Here is a 17,001-nt window from a genome sequence, read left to right as displayed (position 1 = left end):
GAGAATCGGCTGCGTAGAACGGCGTCACCCCGAAAGCCCCGGAAACGAGCAAAGCCGCAGCTCAGCACGGCTCATGCAGCTATCCCCGCAGGTCAGCCCCTTAAGGGCGACGACTTCAAGAAGATCTCCTCGTGGGCCGCCATCCTGTTTGCGCCGACCTTGGCGGGTACGATCTACGGCATGAACTTCGACACCATGCCGGAGCTGCACTGGGCAGCGGGGTATCCGTTCGCGATCCTGCTGATGGCGGTGGTGTGCACGAGTCTGTACGTGATCTTCAAGAGGCGGGACTGGCTGTAGCGGGTTTCCCTGCCGCGAGCGGGAATCGGATCACCCTGAACGGGGTTGCTGAGGGAATCAGCCGTTTCAGGAGGGGTCATGCGAACGATTCAGGTGTCCGAGGTGGGCGGTCCCGAGGTGCTGCGACTGGTCGATGTCGATCGACCGGTGGCGGGGCCTGGGCAGGCGGTCGTGGAGGTCGCCGCGTCCGGGGTGAACTTCCTCGACGTGTACCACCGTCAGGGCCGGTACGCCCTCCCGCTGCCGTTCACCCCGGGGACCGAGGGCGCTGGCACGGTTCTCGCGGTAGGGCCCGGCGTCACCCACGTCGCCGTGGGGGACCGGGTCGGCTGGGTGGAGATTCCCGGCTCCTATGCCGAGCAGGCCGTCGTGGACGCCTCCCGGCTCGTGCCCCTGCCCGACGGCGTCGACTTCGAGGCCGCCGCCGCCGTGCTGCTGCAGGGCATGACGGCCCATTACCTCGTCAACGACGCCTACCCGGTCCAGCCCGGCGACACCGTGCTCGTGCACGCCGCCGCCGGCGGCATGGGGCTGGTGCTGACCCAGCTCATCACCCATCTCGGCGGCCGGGTCATCGGCACGACCTCGACGCCGGAGAAGGCTCAGCTGGCGCGGCGCGCCGGGGCCGCCGAGGTGATCCTCTACTCCGAGGTGGACGATCTCGCGGCCGAGGTGAAGCGGCTCAACGGCGGCCAGGGCGTGCCCGTCGTCTTCGACGGCGTCGGCAAGGACACCTTCGAGGCGAGCCTCGCCAGCCTGCGGACCCGCGGTCACCTGGTGCTCTTCGGCGCCGCGAGTGGTGCCGTACCGCCCTTCGACCCCATCCGGCTCGCCCAGGGCGGTTCGCTGACCCTGATACGGCCCAGCCTCGGGGACTACGTCGCCGATCGGTCCGAGCTGCTCCAGCGCGCCGCCGACGTCCTCGAACTGGTGCGCACCAAGGTGCTCGAGACCACCGTGACGGCCCGCTACCCGCTCGCCGATGCCGCCCAGGCCCACCGCGACCTGGAGGCCCGGCGCACCACCGGCAAGCTGCTCGTCATCCCCTAGGGAGTCGACGGACCAAGGCCCTGTTTCCGCTGTGCCGAGCCGGCGCGGATGGCCGCCTTCTGGTGCGAGGTGCTGGGGTACGTCGTACCGCCCGTCCCGGGGGGTTTCGCCACCCGGGATGAGTACCACGGCACCCTTCCGCCCGAGGACGAGGTCTCCTTCGCCTGCACCGATCCCACGGGCGTGGGCTCGCGCCTGCTCTTCCAGCGCGTTCCCGAGGGCAAGGTCGTCAAGAACCGGGTGCACCTCTGCGTGCGGGCCGGCACCGGGCTCGTGGGTGAGGAGCGTCTGGCCACGCTCGAGGCCGAATGCGCCCGCCTGACGGCGCTCGGCGCGAAGCACGTGCTCACGCAGCGTGCCGACGGCATCAACGAGGTGATCCGCACCGCGCCCACGACGACCGTCGTGGGCGCGGTCGCGTTGTGTGCTTCTTTCTCGCCTTCCCCTCTGGCATGCATACCCCTGGGGGGTATACAGTCATGGACATCAAGGACGCACACGAGAACGTGGAGGCGCACCATGAACAAGCACTTCGGCCACGACACGAACGCCCACGACGCCCACGGCGGCGGGCGGCCCGGAGGGCTGGCGGTCGCCGAGGACGGGTACGCGGTCGTGCTCGACGCGACCGTTCTTCCCGCCGGGCCGCAGAAGGTGGCCTTCCGGATCGTCGGTCCCGGCGGAGCGCCGGTGACCGCCTTCGAGCCCGAGCACGAGAAGGAACTGCACTTCATCGCCGTACGGCGGGACACCAGCGGTTTCCAGCACGTGCACCCCGTCAGGGACGAGCGGGGGACCTGGACCGCCGAGCTGGACCTGACGCCCGGCGACTGGCGGTTCTTCGCCGACATCCACCCGGCCGGGCACGGCAGGAGCCTGACCCTCGGCATCGACGCGGCGGTCGCGGGGGCGTACGAGCCCCGGGCGCTTCCCGCGGAGAGCCGGACCGCTCGGGTCGGCGCGTACAGCGTCGCTCTTCATGGCGACCTCGCGCCGGGTGCCGCGAGCGCGCTGACGCTCACGGTCGGCCGCGACGGCGAGCCCGTCACCGACCTCCAGCCCTACCTGGGCGCCTACGGGCACCTGGTCGCGCTCCGCGTCGGCGACCTCGGCTACCTGCACGTGCACCCCGAGGGCACACCCGGTGACGGTGCCACCGCGCCGGGGCCGGACATCACCTTCATGGCGGTCGCCCCCACCGCCGGCACCTACCGGCTCTTCCTCGACTTCCAGCACGACGGCGTCGTCCGCACCGCCGAGTTCACCGTGCGGACGACGCGGGACGCGGGCGAGGCCGAGCATGCCCAGCACGGTCACCACGCGCACCACACCCACCAGGCGCACCACGCACACCACGGTCAGCACTGAGTCTTCGGAGGTATCCCGTGTTCCGGTTCCCGTTCCCGTTCCGATGTCCCTTCCCCGAGGACACCGCCCATGTGTAGAGACCCCCCTGGAAGGGACACACCATGCGACTCTTCGCCCTCCGCGACTACCGCCATCTCTTCAGCGCCCAGATCGTCGCCCTCTTCGGCACCGGACTGACCACGGTGGCCCTCGGCCTCCTCGCGTACGAGCTCGCCGGGCCGCGCGCCGCCACCGTCCTCGGCACGGCCCTGACCATCAAGATGGTCCTGTACGTCGTGATCGCCCCCCTCGCCGCCGCGTACGTCGACCGGCTGCCGCGCAGGGCCTTCCTCGCCTCCCTCGACGTCGTCCGCGCCCTGGTGGTCCTGGCGCTGCCCTTCGTCACCGAGGTCTGGCAGGTGTACGTGCTGATCGGCGTCCTCCAGTCCGCCTCGGCCGCGTTCACGCCGACGTTCCAGGCCGTCATCCCCGACATCGTCACCGACGAGTCCGACTACACCCGGGCCCTGTCCGCGTCGCAGGTCGCGTCCACCATGGAGAGCCTGCTCAGCCCCGTCCTCGCGGCGGTCGCCCTGAGCTTCGTCAGCTTCGACCTGCTGTTCCTCGGAACCTCGGTGGGATTCGCCCTCTCCACCGCCCTCGTCCTCTCGACCCGCGTCCCCGACGCCCGCCCCAGCGTCCACACCAAGGCGTGGGACAAGGCGGCGGCCGGGATCAGGACCTTCCTCGCCACCCCGCGGCTCCGCGGCGTCATGGCCCTGAACCTCGTGGTCGCGGCGGCCGGTTCGATCGTCGTCGTCAACACGGTCAACCACGTGCGGGACACCCTCGGCGGCACGCAGTCGGACGTGGCATGGATCCTCGCCGCCTCCGGCGGCGGAACACTCCTCGCCGCCCTCGCGCTCCCCCGGGTCCTCGACCGGGTCGCCGCCCGCACCGTCATGGTGACCGGCGCCGGAGTCCTCGTCGCGGGCACGGCCGGCGCCGTCGCCCTCGCCGCCTCCGGGCTCGCGTCCTGGACCGGCACCGCGATCGTGTGGGGCGTGATCGGCGTCGGCATGGCGCTGGTCATCACCCCCACGGGCAAGGTCATCCGGAGCGCCGTCGAGGCGAACCGCATCCCCGAGGCCTTCGCCGCCCAGTTCTCCCTGTCGCACCTCGCCTGGCTCGTCACGTACCCCGTCGCGGGATGGCTCGGCACGAACCCCGGTCTCACCTTCGCCTGGTCCGTCCTCGCGGCCCTCGCGGCTGTCGGTGCCGCCGCCGCGCTCCTGCTGTGGCCGCGCCGGCGTGGCGGACGCCCCTCCGTCCTGCGGAAGGACCTGTCCACCGCCCCCGCGAACACCGAGACCACGCTGGCGGCCTGACGGAACAGGCCATGGAACAGGCCACCCACCACGTGCGCGCATTGCGGTGATCTTCCGGGCAGGTGCCGGAATCACCCGGGCGCGCACGTGGTGTCGTCGGCGGCCATCGGGACCGCGTGATGGCCTCGGCCCCATGAACACACGCACCAGACTCGCACTCGCGAGCGCCCTGACCACGGCCTTCGTCCTCGCCGCGCCACTCGCCGCCGCCTCCCCCGACGCCCTCGCGCCCGAGCCGCCGCCCGCGCCGCTGCTCACCTCGGCCAAGGCGCTGCCCGGCAAGTACATCGTGACGCTGGACCGGACCGTCGACGCGGCGCAGGCCGCGGAGACGCTCGGCCTGAAGCCGACGTTCGTGTACGAGAAGGCCCTCAACGGTTTCGCGGTGCCGTTGACGCCCGTCCAGCTGGACCTCGTGCGCAGGACGCCGGGGGTCGCCTCGGTGGAGGAGGACGCGGTGGCCCTCGCGCCGCCGCAGCCGGCCACCCCCGCCGGGACGCGGGCTCCGGCCGCCACCTGGGGGCTGGACCGGATCAACCAGTGGACGCTGCCGCTCGACAACGACTTCACCACGCGCGGGAGCGGCGCGGGGGTGACCGCGTACATCCTCGACAGCGGCATCGACTACGCGCACGACGAGTTCGGCGGCCGCGCCTCCTTCGGCTTCGACGCCATCGGGGACGGGCGGTTCGGCCAGGACTGCAACGGGCACGGCACCCACGTGGCGGGCACGGTCGCCGGGAAGACGTACGGAGTCGCCCGCAAGGCGTCCCTGGTCAGCGTGCGTGTCCTGGGCTGCGACTCCCGCGGCTCGTACTCGGGCATGATCGCCGGAGTGGACTGGGTCGCCGCGAACGCCCGGCACCCCGCCGTGCTGAACGGCTCGCTGGGCGGCGACAAGTCCCCGGCGCTCAACAGCGCCGTCACGGCCCTCCAGGCGGCGGGCGTGCTGCCCGTGATCGCGGCCGGAAACTCCGCCAAGGACGCCTGCGACGTCTCGCCCGCCTCCGCCGAGGGAACGGTGACCGTCGGCGCCTCCAACGCGTCGGACGAGGAGACGTCCTTCTCCAACCACGGCCGGTGCGTCGAACTCTTCGCGCCCGGCCAGCAGATCGTCTCGGCGCGGCTGGGCGGCGGCACCGTCGCCCTGAACGGCACCTCCATGGCGGCCCCGCACGTCGCCGGCGTCGCCGCGCTCTACAAGGCCGTGCATCCGACGGCCTCCCCCACCGAGGTCGCCCAATGGCTCGACGGCTACTCCACGAAGGGCCTGCTGACCAATCTCAGCCCCGACACCCCCAACAAGCTGCTCTGGACCGGCGGCCTTTAGACCCTCTCCCCCGGCGCCCGGGCGGGGCCTTGGTCCCGCCCGGGCCCGGGCCGTACGTCCCCTCTTCACCGGAGGCCCCGGGCGGGGCCGGGGACGGCTTGACCGGCCCGGGTCCGCCCGCGTTGGGTGGGGACATCGCCCTATTGGTCTACACCACTAGGCGACACCCCCCACTCGGATCGTCCGGCACGTACCGCCGGTGATGGGACAGGAACCGCCATGGCAGGCATCGTCTTCGACAACGTGTCGCTGACCTACCCGGGGGCGGACGCCCCCACCGTCAAGAACCTCCATCTCGACATCGCGGACGGGGAGTTCCTCGTCCTCGTCGGGCCGTCCGGCTGCGGAAAGTCGACGACCCTGCGCATGCTCGCCGGGCTGGAGGACGTCACCGAGGGCGCGATCAGGATCGGCGGGCGCGACGTCACCGACCTCCCTCCGAAGGACCGGGACATCTCGATGGTGTTCCAGAACTACGCGCTCTACCCGCACATGACGGTCGCTCAGAACATGGGCTTCGCCCTGAAGATCGCCAAGGTGGACAAGGCCGAGATCGAGCGGCGCGTCCAGGAGGCCGCCCGCATCCTCGACCTCACCGAATACCTCGCGCGCAAGCCGAAGGCGCTCTCCGGCGGCCAGCGGCAGCGCGTCGCCATGGGCCGCGCGATCGTCCGCGAGCCGCAGGTCTTCCTCATGGACGAGCCGCTCTCCAATCTCGACGCCAAGCTCCGCGTCCAGACCCGCGCCGAAATCGCCGCGCTCCAGCGGAGGTTGGGAACGACCACGGTCTACGTCACCCACGACCAGGTCGAGGCCATGACGATGGGCGACCGCGTCGCCGTGCTCAAGGACGGCGTCCTCCAGCAGTGCGACCCGCCCCGCACGATGTACGACAGGCCGGCCAACGTCTTCGTCGCCGGGTTCATCGGCTCCCCCGCCATGAACCTCTTCACCCTGCCGCTCACCGACGAGGGCATCCGCTTCGGCGGCAGCGTGGTCGAGGTCAGCGAGACGGCGCGGAAGGCCGCCGACGGCGACACGATCACCCTCGGCATCCGCCCCGAGCACCTCGACTTCCACGCCAAGCACAGCGACAAGGGCCTTCCGGTCACCTTCTACACGGTCGAGGAGTTGGGCTCCGAGGGATTCGCCTACGGACGCGTCGACCTGGGCGGCGGCGAGGAGGCACCCATGACCGTGCGGACCTACGGGCGTGAGGAGGGGCTGCGGGGCCAGACCGTGCGCGTCCTTCCCCGGCAGGACGAGATCCATCTGTTCTCCGCCGCCACCGGGGAGCGGCTGCCCGACTGAGGCGTCCACTCCATGAAGGAGCCGGGTCGCGCTCGACGCGCGACCCGGCTCCTTCGTGCCGCCTCAGACGCCGAACGCCACCGCCGCCGCCCCCACCAGGCCCGCGTCCGTGCCAGCCTGCGCCGGCACGACCCGCACGTCACGGGTGAACGACAGGGTCGCGTACTCCTTCAACTCGGCGCGGACCGCGCCGAAGAGCAGGTCGCCCGAGGCCGCGACACCGCCGCCGATGACGACGACCTCCAGTTCGACCAGTGCCGCCGTCGCCGCGACGGCCGCCGCCACCGCACGGGCGGCCCGCGCGAAGGCCGCGCGCGGAACGGGCTCGCCGCGCCGCGCCGCGTCCGCGACCGTACGGGCCGTCGCCTCCTCGCCCTCCGGCGGGCTCCAGCCGTGCGCGAGCGCGTACCGGACGATGCTCGGGCCGCTGGCGAGGCGCTCGACGCAGCCCCGGCCGCCGCAGGGGCACGGTTCGCCGTCGAGGTCGACGCTCATGTGGCCGATGTGCCCCGCGTTGCCGCTGCGGCCCGTGTAGAGCTTTCCGTCGAGGACGAGACCGCCGCCGACGCCGGTGGAGACGACCATGCAGAGGGCGTGGGTACGGCCCCGGGCCGCGCCGTTCCAGAGCTCGGCGGCGGCCACGGCGGCGCCGTCGCCGATCAGCCGCACCGGGAGCTCCTCGCCCGTCGCGCGGACCGCCTCACGGAGGCGGTCGACGAGCGGGAAATCCCGCCAGCCGGGGATGTTGACCGGGCTGACCGTCCCCGCGGCGGTGTCGACCGGCCCCGCCGACCCGACCCCCACGGCGCGCACCCGTGACCACTCCGGGTGAGCACGCAACTCGTCGAGTACGCGCGCCACTTGGGCCATGAGGACCTCGGCGCCCTCGGTGGCGGGGGTCGGGTGCTGCGTACGGGTCACCAGCGCGCCGCCGGCGTCGACGAGCGCTCCGGCGATCTTGGTCCCGCCGATGTCGATCGCGGCGACGAGGTCGGAGGCGGGGACGGAAGTGGGGAGGGAGGTGTGGGGCATGGGGAGGAAGGCTCGCTCGCTTGTCGTTGACGGGTGAGGGGTGGGGGGTGAGGGGGGGTAGGGCGAAGAGGGCGGTCAAGGGGTCGGCGGCGGGGCGCAGCTCTCGCGGACCTCCAGGCTCGGCATGGGGTCCTGGAGGCGGCGCGGCGGGGCGCCGGCCAGGAGGTGGAGGACCTCGGCCGCCGCCCGGCGGCCGAACGAGCCCGGCTCGCGGGTGAGGGCGGTGAGCGGCGGGTGGAAGGCACGGCAGAGCGCCGAGTCCTCCCAGGAGACGATCGACACGTCCTCGGGGATGCGCAGGCCGCGCTCGGCGGCCACGCCGGCGGCGGTGACCGCCATGACCTCGTTGTGGCAGATGAGGGCCGTGGGCCGGAGGGACGCGCCGAGGAGCCGGCGGGCGGCCTTGACGCCCTGCCGGTCGGAGTGGTCGGTGGTCACCGAGACGATGTGGTCGAGCCGCAGTTGCCGGGCGGCCGAGCGGAGGGCCGCGATGCGGCGGGCGGTGTGGGCGAGGCCGGGCGGGCCCGCCATGTGGGCGATCCGGCGGTGTCCGAGCTCGTGGAGGTGGTGGACGATGAGGTCCATCGCGCCGGCGTCGTCGGCCCAGATGGTGGAGAGGCCGCCGCCCTGGCGACGGGACGCCCGGCCCGGGGCCGCACCGCTCGGGACCGTAACCCTCGGGGCCGTACCCCTCAGGGACGTACCCCTCAGGGACGTACCGCCCCGACTCGTACCGCCCTGGCTCGTACCGCCGTCCGGTCCCCCCATCGCCCCGATGGCGACGGCCGGGAGTCCGAGAACGGCGAGGGTCTCGGGGCGGGGGTCGCTGACCCGGGGGTCGACGACGATGACGCCGTCGACGCGGCCCTCGGCCCACCAGCGCCGGTACAGGTCGCACTCGGCCTCGACGCCGTCGACCATCTGGAAGACCAGGGCGTGGTCGTGGGGGGCGAGGGCGGCCTGGATGCCGGAGACGAGCTGGAGGAAGAACGCCTCGACGCCGAGACTGCCCGCGGGGCGCGCGAGGACCAGGCCGATGGCCCGGGACCGCGCGCGCCCGAGGCCCGGGGCGTCCGTCCGGGAGTGGCGGCCGAGGCGCGCGGCGATGGCGATGATCCGGCGGCGGGTCTCGTCGGAGACGCCGGGGCGGTTGTTGAGGGCGAAGGAGACGGCGGTCGCGGAGACCCCGGCCTCGTCGGCGATCTCCTGGAGGGTGGCGACGCGGCGCGGGGGCGCGGCGCGGGTGTCGTCCCAGGAGAGACGGCGGCCGTCGCGGGGCGACCTGCGCCCGACGATGGCCGGTCCGGTGCGGCGTTGTGGGGTTCCGGGCCGTGTTCCGCCGCCGCTCGTGTTCCCGCCCCCGGTGCCGTTCATGGGCCGTGCTCCCGTCCGGCTCCGCGCCGAGCCCTCGTGTCCGCTGCCCACAGTGAAACTCCCGTACGGTCCCGGGCACAGCGTCCAAAGGCCACAGGTTTAGAGAATTTAGTCCTTTTTAGCGCCTGCGACCTGCGCATTCACGAATTTGACCGGCTCAACACGCTTTGACCGCAGAGTCATTGGACTTCAGGGTGAGGGCAGCTCGGCACACCGGGATTTTCTCCAGCAAGGAGTAAGCCACTCATGTCCATTCCTCGCAGCGTCGCGATCCGGACAGCCGTCGGACTCGGCACGGCCCTCGCTCTCGCCACCGTCACCGCTTGTGGCGGCGGGGGTTCCACGAAGGCCGGTTCGTCCACCGACGGAAAGGTCGAAGGGACCATCAAGTTCCAGACCTGGAATCTGCGGGCGAACTTCAAAGATTACTTCGAGGGTGTCATCGCGGACTTCGAGAAGGAGTATCCCGGTGCGAAGGTGAAGTGGGTGGACCAGCCCGCCGACGGATATCCGGACAAGCTCAGCGCGGACGCCTCGGCGGGTTCGCTGCCGGATGTCGTCAACCTCTCCCCCGACCTGGCGTTCCCGCTGGCCAAGGCGGGGCTGCTGCTCAACCTCGACAAGGACGAGGTCGCGAAGAAGTTCAAGCCGGAGTATCTGGAAGGGGCCTGGAAGGGCTTCGAGATGCCGGGCATGGACGGCACGTACTCCTTCCCCTGGTATCTCAACAGTGGCCCGCTCTTCTACAACAAGACGATGTTCGAGAAGGCCGGCGTCGACGCGAACAAGCCGCCGAAGACCTTCGACGAGCTCTTCGCCACGGCCACGCAGCTCGCGAAGAAGGGCGAGGCGACGCTCGGACAGCCGCCCACGGTCGAGGACTTCGGGCGTTACGGCGTCGAGGCGATGGACAAGGAGGGGAAGAAGATCACGCTCAACAGCGAGAAGGGCGTGGAACTCCTCACCAGGTTCAAGAAGCTGTACGACGACGGGGGGCTGCACAAGCAGACCCTGACGCTCAAGGACGACTCGACGGGGCAGAAGTTCCTCCAGCAGGAAATCGCCATGAACCCCGGCAGCGCCCACGACCTGGACAACTTCAAGCAGAACGCGCCGTCGCTGTACGAGAACATCGGCATCACCGAGGTGCCGACGAACACCGGCAAGCAGAACATGTACCTCCAGGGCCTCTCGGTGAACGCGCAGAGCGAGAACACCGCGACCGCCGTCGCCTTCGCGCACTTCCTCACCAACGCGAAGAACCAGGAGGCCTTCGGCCACAAGGTCGCCGTCTTCCCGTCCACGAAGGGCTCGCTGGACAAGGAGTACTGGACGAAGGAGGACGGCACCGAGGAGGGCAAGATCCGGGTCGCCTCGGCCAAGATGCTGCCGACCGCGGTGAACTACACGCCGGTCCTCTTCAGCGACGAGATGAAGACGATCCTGCGCAACGAGATCGCCAAGTGCTTCACGGGCAAGTCGAGCCCGAAGGAGGCCCTGGACAGCGCCGCTGACCAGATGAACAAGCTCCTCGAGCAGAACTGACCGGGCGGTGACGCCGTGAGCACCACCACCGCACCCACGTCGGCCCCGCCGACCGGTTCCGTGAAGGGCGCCGGCGAGTCCGCCGCCCGCCGCCGCGCGCCCCGGCGCGGCGGCGGGCGGGGGCGCCGGACCCACAAGCCGTACAGCCCCTGGCTGTTCCTGGCCCCCGGCCTCCTGGTCACCCTGGCCTTCAACCTCTACCCGTTCTTCGCGACGGTGTGGAAGTCCTTCACGGACGCCCGCACCCTCACCGAGGGCGAGTTCGTCGGCTTCGCCAACTTCCAGGCCCTCTTCTCCGACGAGCAGTTCTGGGTCGCCCTGCGCAACAGCGCCCTGTACGTGGTCGTGGTCGTCCCCCTCCTCGTCCTCCTGCCGCTGCTGCTGGCCCTCCTCGTGCAGAAGCACGTCCCCGGCATCGCGTTCTTCCGCTCCGCGTACTACACGCCGGTGGTGGCGTCCGTGGTGGTCGTCGCCCTGATGTGGGTGTGGATGCTGGACGACCGCGGCTTCGTCAACGGCGTCCTGCAGATGGTCGGCGTCGACCCGGTGCCGTTCCTCTCCAACCAGTGGCTGCTGCTGCTGAGTTCGATGCTGCTGACGGTCTGGAAGGGCCTCGGCTACTACATGATCATCTATCTCGCGGCGCTGGCCAACGTCCCCCGCGAGCTGCACGAGGCCGCCGAGGTGGACGGCGCGGGCCCCGTCCGCCGCTTCTGCTCGATCACCGTTCCGGCGGTCCGCTCGACCATGGTGCTCGTGGGCGCGCTCTCCGCGGTCTCGGCCTTCAAGGTCTTCTCCGAGGTCTTCATGATCGCCGGTCCGACCGGTGGCCCCGGAGGCCAGGACACCACGCTCGTGATGCTGATCCAGCGCGTCGGCACCGGCCTCCAGGGCCGTACGGGATACGCCTCGGCGATCTCGATCACCCTCTTCGTCCTGACGCTGTTCCTGATGCTCTTCGTGCTGCGGGCCGACCGGAAGGACAAGGACGCATGACCTCCACCGTCACCGCCCCCGCCACCTCCCGCCCGAGGAAGCGCAAGCGGGGCCGCCGGAGCTCGAAGTGGCTCCTGGCCCTCCGCTACGCCGGACTGGTCCTCGTCCTGATCGTGATGATCGGCCCGTTCCTCTGGCAGCTGTCCACCTCGCTCAAGGGCGCCACCGAGGACATCTTCACCTCGCCGCCCCAACTGCTGCCCGAGCACCCGACGTTCGACAACTACCAGGGCGTCGCCGACATCATCCCGGTGTGGGACTACATCCTGAACTCGGTCAAGGTCGCCTTCACCAACGTCTTCACCAACGTGCTCGGCGCCGCCATGGCCGGCTACGCGCTCGCCCGGCTCCGCTTCAAGGGGCGGGCCACGGCGGCCCTCGTGTTCGTCCTGGCGCTGCTCGTCCCGATGGAAGCCATCATGATCGCCCAGTTCGCGACCATGCGGAGCTTCGACCTCAACGACACGCTCGTCGCGGTCGTCCTTCCCGGCTGCATCGGCGCGATGAACGTCCTCCTCATGCGCAACGCGTTCTCCAACATCCCCTTCGAGATCGAGGAGGCCGCGATCGTCGACGGCGCCAACGTCTGGCAGCGGTTCGTGAAGGTCGCGCTCCCCGCTGTGAAGGGCACCCTCGCCGTCGTCGCGATCTTCGCCTTCATGGGCGCCTGGGACGACTTCCTGTGGCCGCTCATCGTCCTCTCGGACTCGGACAACTTCACGCTGACCGTGGGACTCAACTTCCTCCACGGCACCTTCGCCAACAACCAGCGCGTGGTAGCGGCCGGCACGATCATCGCGGTCGCCCCCCTGATCGTGATGTTCGCCTGCCTCCAGCGCTTCTTCTTCCGAGGCGTCGGCGAGGGCGCGGTCAAGGGCTGAGACCCGGCCCGCACCCCAGCTCCCCCTCCTCCTCTCCCCTCCCTGGAGACCCCCACATGACCACGCCCCGCTTCGGCGTCAACTACACGCCCACCCACGGCTGGTTCCACCACTGGCTCGACTACGACCCCGGCGCCGTCCGCGCCGACCTGGAGTCCGTCGCGGCGCTCGGCCTCGACCACATCCGGGTCTTCCCCCTCTGGCCGTACTTCCAGCCCAACCGGTCCCTGATCCGGCCGCGCGCCGTCGAGCACCTCCTCGACCTGGTCGACACGGCCGGCGAGCTCGGCCTCGACGTCAACGTGGACGGCCTCCAGGGCCACCTGTCCAGCTTCGACTTCCTCCCCGCCTGGACACGCACCTGGCACCGCCGCAACCTCTTCACCGACCCGGACGTCGTCGACGGCCAGGCCGCGTACCTGCGGACCCTCGCGGGCGCGCTCGCCGACCGGCCGAACTTCCTCGGGATGACCGTCGGCAACGAGATCAACCAGTTCTCCGCCGACCCGCACCCCGACCCCGACCGGGCCACGCCCGGGCAGATCGACGCCTGGCTCACCCGGATGCTCGCCGCCTGCGAGGAGGGCGCGCCGGGCCTGCCGCACCTCCACGCCGAGTACGACGCCAGCTGGTATCAGGACGACATGCCCTTCACCCCGGACCACGCGGCCCGGCACGGGGCGATGACCGCGGTCCACTCGTGGGTGTTCAACGGCACCGCCCAGCTCCACGGCCGGACCTCGGTCCCCACCGAGCACCACGCGGCCTACCTGGTCGAGCTGTCGAAGGCCTGGGCCCGCGACCCGCGCCGCCCGGTGTGGCTCCAGGAGGTCGGCGCCCCGGCCCCCCTCGTACCGCCGGAGCACGCGGCCGCGTTCACCGAGGCCACGCTGCGGAACGCGCTCGACTGCCCGGACCTGTGGGGCGTCACCTGGTGGTGCTCGCACGACGTCTCGCGCGCGCTCGCCGACTTCCCCGAGCTGGAGTACGGGCTCGGGCTCCTCACCAACGAACGGGAGCCGAAGGACACGGCGCGGGTCCTGGAGTCGTACGCGCGGGGGTACGGGGACGGGTCCCGCGCCTACGCCCCGGCACCGCGCACCACGGCCCTGGTGGTGGACGCGGGCGAGGGCCCCGGGATGGCGACGCGGTCGGTGTGCGCCCCCGGGGGCGCCTTCTCCGAGGCGTACTTCCGGCTCGTGGCGGACGGGGTCCGGCCGGCCGTGGTGCGGGCGGAGCTCGCGGGGGACGCGGGGCACCTGGCGGCGAGGGGGATCACGGAGGTGGTCACGGTCGACCAGGTCCACTGACGCACGCGCTCGCCGAAGCACGCGCCCACCGAAGCACGCACGGCCACTCCCCCCACCGCAGCACGTACCGAAGGAGCCCCCTCATGCACGACGACCGCGGACTCGTCGAGGCCCGCCTCAAGCGCGTCCTGGACGAACGCATCCGACCCGCCGTCCACCCCGTCTCGGTGCCGATGGACATCGCCGTCTGGGAGGCCCCCGGCGAGCCCGTGCCCGTGGCGGAGGGCCTGGCCGCCGCGAGCCGCCCGACGGCGGTGGGCGAGCCGTGGGGCAGGCCGTGGGGCACCAGCTGGTTCACGGTGACGGGGACCGTCCCGGCCGAGTGGGCGGGGCGGACGGTGGAGGCGATCCTCGACCTCGGCTTCGACGAGAACATGACCGGCTTCCAGTGCGAGGGCCTCGTCCACCGGCCCGACGGCACCCCGGTGAAGGGCCTCAACCCGCGCAACCAGTGGGTCAGGGTCGCCGGGCCGGCCGAGGGCGGCGAGGAGGTCGAGTACCGGATCGAGGCCGCCTCCAATCCCGTCCTGCTCGACTACCACCCCTTCCTGCCGACCCAGTTGGGCGACATCGAGACCTCGCACGGCGACCCGCTGTACAAGCTGGCGCGCATGGACCTCGCCGTCTTCGACGAGACCGTGTGGCAGCTGGTCATGGACCTGGAGGTGCTCGGCGAGCTGATGGCCGAGCTTCCGGTGGACTCGGCGCGGCGGTACGCGATCGTGCGGGCGGTCGACCGGGCGCTCGACGCGGTGGACCTCCAGGACGTCAACGGATCGGCGGAGGAGGCCCGTTCGCTGCTCGTCGACGTCCTGTCCTCCCCCGCCGAGCCGTCCGCGCACCGGATCTCGGCCGTCGGTCACGCGCACATCGACTCGGCGTGGCTGTGGCCGCTGCGGGAGACCGTCCGCAAGGTGGCGCGGACGACCTCGAACATGACGAACCTCCTGGAGGAGGAGCCGGAGTTCGTCTTCGCCATGTCGCAGGCCCAGCAGTGGGCGTGGATCAAGGAGCACCGGCCCGAGGTGTGGGCGAAGGTGGTCGCGGCCGTGGCCGAGGGCCGGTTCGTGCCGACCGGCGGCATGTGGGTGGAGGCCGACACGAACATGCCGGGCTCCGAGGCGATGGCCCGTCAGTTCGTGCACGGGAAGCGGTTCTTCCTCGACGAGTTCGGAGTCGAGAACGACGAGGCCTGGCTGCCGGACACCTTCGGCTTCGCGGCCGGCCTCCCGCAGATCATCAAGGCGGCGGGCTCCAAGTGGCTTCTGACGCAGAAGATCTCGTGGTCGCAGGTGAACAAGTTCCCCCACCACACCTTCCAGTGGGAGGGGATCGACGGGACCAGGATCTTCACGCACTTCCCGCCGGTCGACACGTACAACTGCGCCATGAAGGGCAGCGAGGTCGCCCACGCGGCGAGGAACTTCAAGGACAAGGGGGTCGCCCGCCACTCCCTCGCACCGACCGGCTGGGGCGACGGAGGCGGCGGCACGACCCGCGAGATGATCGCGAAGGCGGCCCGGCTGCGCGACCTGGAGGGGTCGGCGCGGGTGCGGTGGGAGACTCCGGCGGAGTTCTTCGAGAAGGCGCAGGCCGAGTACCCGAAGCCGCCGGTGTGGGTGGGCGAGCTGTACCTGGAGCTGCACCGGGCGACGCTGACCAGCCAGGCGGGCACCAAGCAGGGCAACCGGCGCAGCGAGCACCTGCTGCGGGAGGCCGAGCTGTGGGCGGCGACCGCCGCCGTGCGCGCCGGATTCCCCTACCCGTACGAGGAGTTGGACCGGATCTGGAAGACGGTGCTGCTCCACCAGTTCCACGACATCCTGCCGGGCTCGTCGATCGCGTGGGTGCACCGGGAGGCGGAGGCCACGTACCGGCGGATCGCGGGAGAGTTGACCGCGATCGTCGAGTCGGCGCAGGCCGCGCTCGCCGGTGAGGGCGGCACGCCGCTGGTCTTCAACGCGGCGCCGCACGCGCGGCACGGCGTCCCGGCGGGCGGCGCGGGCGCGGCGGTACGGGCGGGGACGGCGCGCCTGAGCGAGGGCGCCGACGGCTCGTACGTCCTGGAGAACGGCCTCCTGCGGGTCGTCGTCGACGTCCGGGGCCTGGTCGTCTCCGCGTACGACATCGAGAACGACCGGGAGGCGGTGGCGCCGGGCACGCCGGCGAACCTGCTCCAGCTCCACCCGGACTTCCCGAACATGTGGGACGCCTGGGACGTGGACGCCTTCTACCGGAACACGGTCACGGACCTGACCGAGGCCGACGAGGTGGCGCCCGAGACGGCGGCCCCGGAGGGGGGTGCGGTGGCGGTCCGCGTCGCGCGGGCCTTCGGCGAGTCGACGGTGGTGCAGGTGATCTCGCTGCATCCGGGGGCGCGGCGGCTCGACATCGACACGGAGGTCGACTGGCACGAGACGGAGAAGTTCCTGAAGCTGTCGTTCCCGCTCGACGTGCACGCCGAACGGTACGCGTCGGAGACGCAGTTCGGGCACTTCCACCGGCCCACCCACACCAACACCTCTTGGGAGGCTGCCAAGTTCGAGGCGTGCAACCACCGCTTCGTCCACATGGAGGAACCGGGCTGGGGCGTTGCCCTGGTCACGGACTCGACGTACGGGCACGACGTCACCCGCCAGGTCCGCGACGAGGCCGACGGCGGTGACGGCGGGACGACGACGACGCTGCGGGCCTCGCTGCTGCGGGCCCCGCGCTTCCCCGACCCGGAGACCGACCAGGGCCTCCACCGCTTCCGGCACGCGCTGGTGCCGGGGGCGACGATCGGGGACGCGGTCCGCGAGGGCTACCGGGTGAACCTGCCGGAACGCGAGGTGACCGGCGCGGGCGCGGTGGCCCCGCTGGTGACCGTGGGCGACGACGCGGTGGTGGTGACGGCCGTGAAGCTCGCCGACGACGGCAGCGGCGACGTCGTCGTCCGCTTCCACGAGGCCCACGGCGGCCGGGCACGGACGACCCTGACGCCGGGCTTCGAGGCGGCGGACGTGGTGGCGACGGACCTCCTCGAACGCCCCCTGGACGGCGCCGTGTCCGGGCCGGTGACCGGTCCCGTACCGGTGGAGCTCCGGCCCTTCGAGCTGAGGACGCTGCGCTTCCGCCGCGCCTGAGGCCTGTTCCGC

At 71.5% G+C, this 17,001-nt stretch carries 11 protein-coding genes and 2 pseudogenes; 11 read left to right on the top strand and 2 right to left on the bottom strand.

Going from position 1 to position 17,001, the window contains the following annotated elements:
- Nucleotides 1-114 precede the first annotated feature (114 nt).
- The 6 genes and pseudogenes from ACFC0Z_RS16075 to ACFC0Z_RS16050 form a co-directional block, all read left to right on the top strand.
- Nucleotides 115-300 (top strand): annotated as a pseudogene (locus tag ACFC0Z_RS16075) (CorA family divalent cation transporter); the annotation flags it as partial.
- 78 nt (nucleotides 301-378) lie between these two features.
- On the top strand, nucleotides 379-1,350 hold the full coding sequence (locus ACFC0Z_RS16070) for a quinone oxidoreductase (protein WP_376437639.1): 972 nt from the start codon (nucleotides 379-381) through the stop codon (nucleotides 1,348-1,350).
- 33 nt (nucleotides 1,351-1,383) lie between these two features.
- Nucleotides 1,384-2,718: pseudogene (locus tag ACFC0Z_RS16065) on the top strand (VOC family protein); the annotation flags it as partial.
- A 101-nt stretch (nucleotides 2,719-2,819) separates the two neighbouring features.
- The gene (locus ACFC0Z_RS16060; RefSeq protein WP_376437636.1) at nucleotides 2,820-4,085 is read left to right on the top strand and encodes an MFS transporter; all 1,266 of its coding nucleotides are present in this window, start codon (nucleotides 2,820-2,822) and stop codon (nucleotides 4,083-4,085) included.
- A gap of 133 nt (nucleotides 4,086-4,218) precedes the next feature.
- Nucleotides 4,219-5,415 carry a S8 family peptidase gene (locus ACFC0Z_RS16055; protein ID WP_376437633.1) on the top strand — a complete coding sequence of 399 codons (1,197 nt, stop codon included), beginning with the start codon at nucleotides 4,219-4,221 and terminating at the stop codon, nucleotides 5,413-5,415.
- Nucleotides 5,416-5,634: 219 nt separating this feature from the next.
- Complete coding sequence (locus ACFC0Z_RS16050) at nucleotides 5,635-6,726, top strand: ABC transporter ATP-binding protein (RefSeq protein WP_376437630.1); 1,092 nt, start codon at nucleotides 5,635-5,637, stop codon at nucleotides 6,724-6,726.
- Nucleotides 6,727-6,789: 63 nt separating this feature from the next.
- Here the strand turns inward: ACFC0Z_RS16050 and ACFC0Z_RS16045 are convergent, their stop codons facing one another.
- Together ACFC0Z_RS16045 and ACFC0Z_RS16040 are read right to left on the bottom strand one after the other, a co-directional pair.
- Entirely contained in the window at nucleotides 6,790-7,758 is a 969-nt protein-coding gene (locus ACFC0Z_RS16045) for an ROK family protein (protein WP_376437627.1), read from the bottom strand.
- A gap of 75 nt (nucleotides 7,759-7,833) precedes the next feature.
- Nucleotides 7,834-9,132, bottom strand: coding sequence for a LacI family DNA-binding transcriptional regulator (locus ACFC0Z_RS16040; RefSeq protein WP_376437625.1), 1,299 nt, complete (start codon nucleotides 9,130-9,132; stop codon nucleotides 7,834-7,836).
- A 246-nt stretch (nucleotides 9,133-9,378) separates the two neighbouring features.
- On the opposite strand from ACFC0Z_RS16040, the gene ACFC0Z_RS16035 reads away from it, so the two are divergent.
- The 5 genes from ACFC0Z_RS16035 to ACFC0Z_RS16015 all read left to right on the top strand — a co-directional run bounded on the left by ACFC0Z_RS16035 (nucleotide 9,379) and on the right by ACFC0Z_RS16015 (nucleotide 16,989).
- Nucleotides 9,379-10,677: an ABC transporter substrate-binding protein gene (locus tag ACFC0Z_RS16035; RefSeq protein ID WP_376437623.1), complete on the top strand. Its 1,299-nt coding sequence runs from the start codon at nucleotides 9,379-9,381 to the stop codon at nucleotides 10,675-10,677.
- Between the two features lie 15 nt (nucleotides 10,678-10,692).
- Nucleotides 10,693-11,673 carry a carbohydrate ABC transporter permease gene (locus ACFC0Z_RS16030; protein ID WP_376437621.1) on the top strand — a complete coding sequence of 327 codons (981 nt, stop codon included), beginning with the start codon at nucleotides 10,693-10,695 and terminating at the stop codon, nucleotides 11,671-11,673.
- Nucleotides 11,670-12,554: a carbohydrate ABC transporter permease gene (locus ACFC0Z_RS16025; protein WP_376437619.1), complete on the top strand. Its 885-nt coding sequence runs from the start codon at nucleotides 11,670-11,672 to the stop codon at nucleotides 12,552-12,554. Before ACFC0Z_RS16030 ends, ACFC0Z_RS16025 begins: the two co-directional genes overlap by 4 nt.
- 56 nt (nucleotides 12,555-12,610) lie before the next feature.
- A complete protein-coding gene (locus ACFC0Z_RS16020) occupies nucleotides 12,611-13,864 on the top strand; it encodes a glycosyl hydrolase (protein WP_376437617.1) in 1,254 nt (417 codons plus the stop codon).
- Nucleotides 13,865-13,947: 83 nt separating this feature from the next.
- Complete coding sequence (locus tag ACFC0Z_RS16015) at nucleotides 13,948-16,989, top strand: alpha-mannosidase (RefSeq protein WP_376437614.1); 3,042 nt, start codon at nucleotides 13,948-13,950, stop codon at nucleotides 16,987-16,989.
- Nucleotides 16,990-17,001 lie beyond the last annotated feature (12 nt).

Source organism: Streptomyces sp. NPDC056144 (genome assembly GCF_042264145.1).
In the GTDB taxonomy this organism is placed as follows: domain Bacteria; phylum Actinomycetota; class Actinomycetes; order Streptomycetales; family Streptomycetaceae; genus Streptomyces.
Note: the sequence above shows the minus strand (reverse complement) of the source record. Positions and strands in the feature narration are given on the sequence as shown.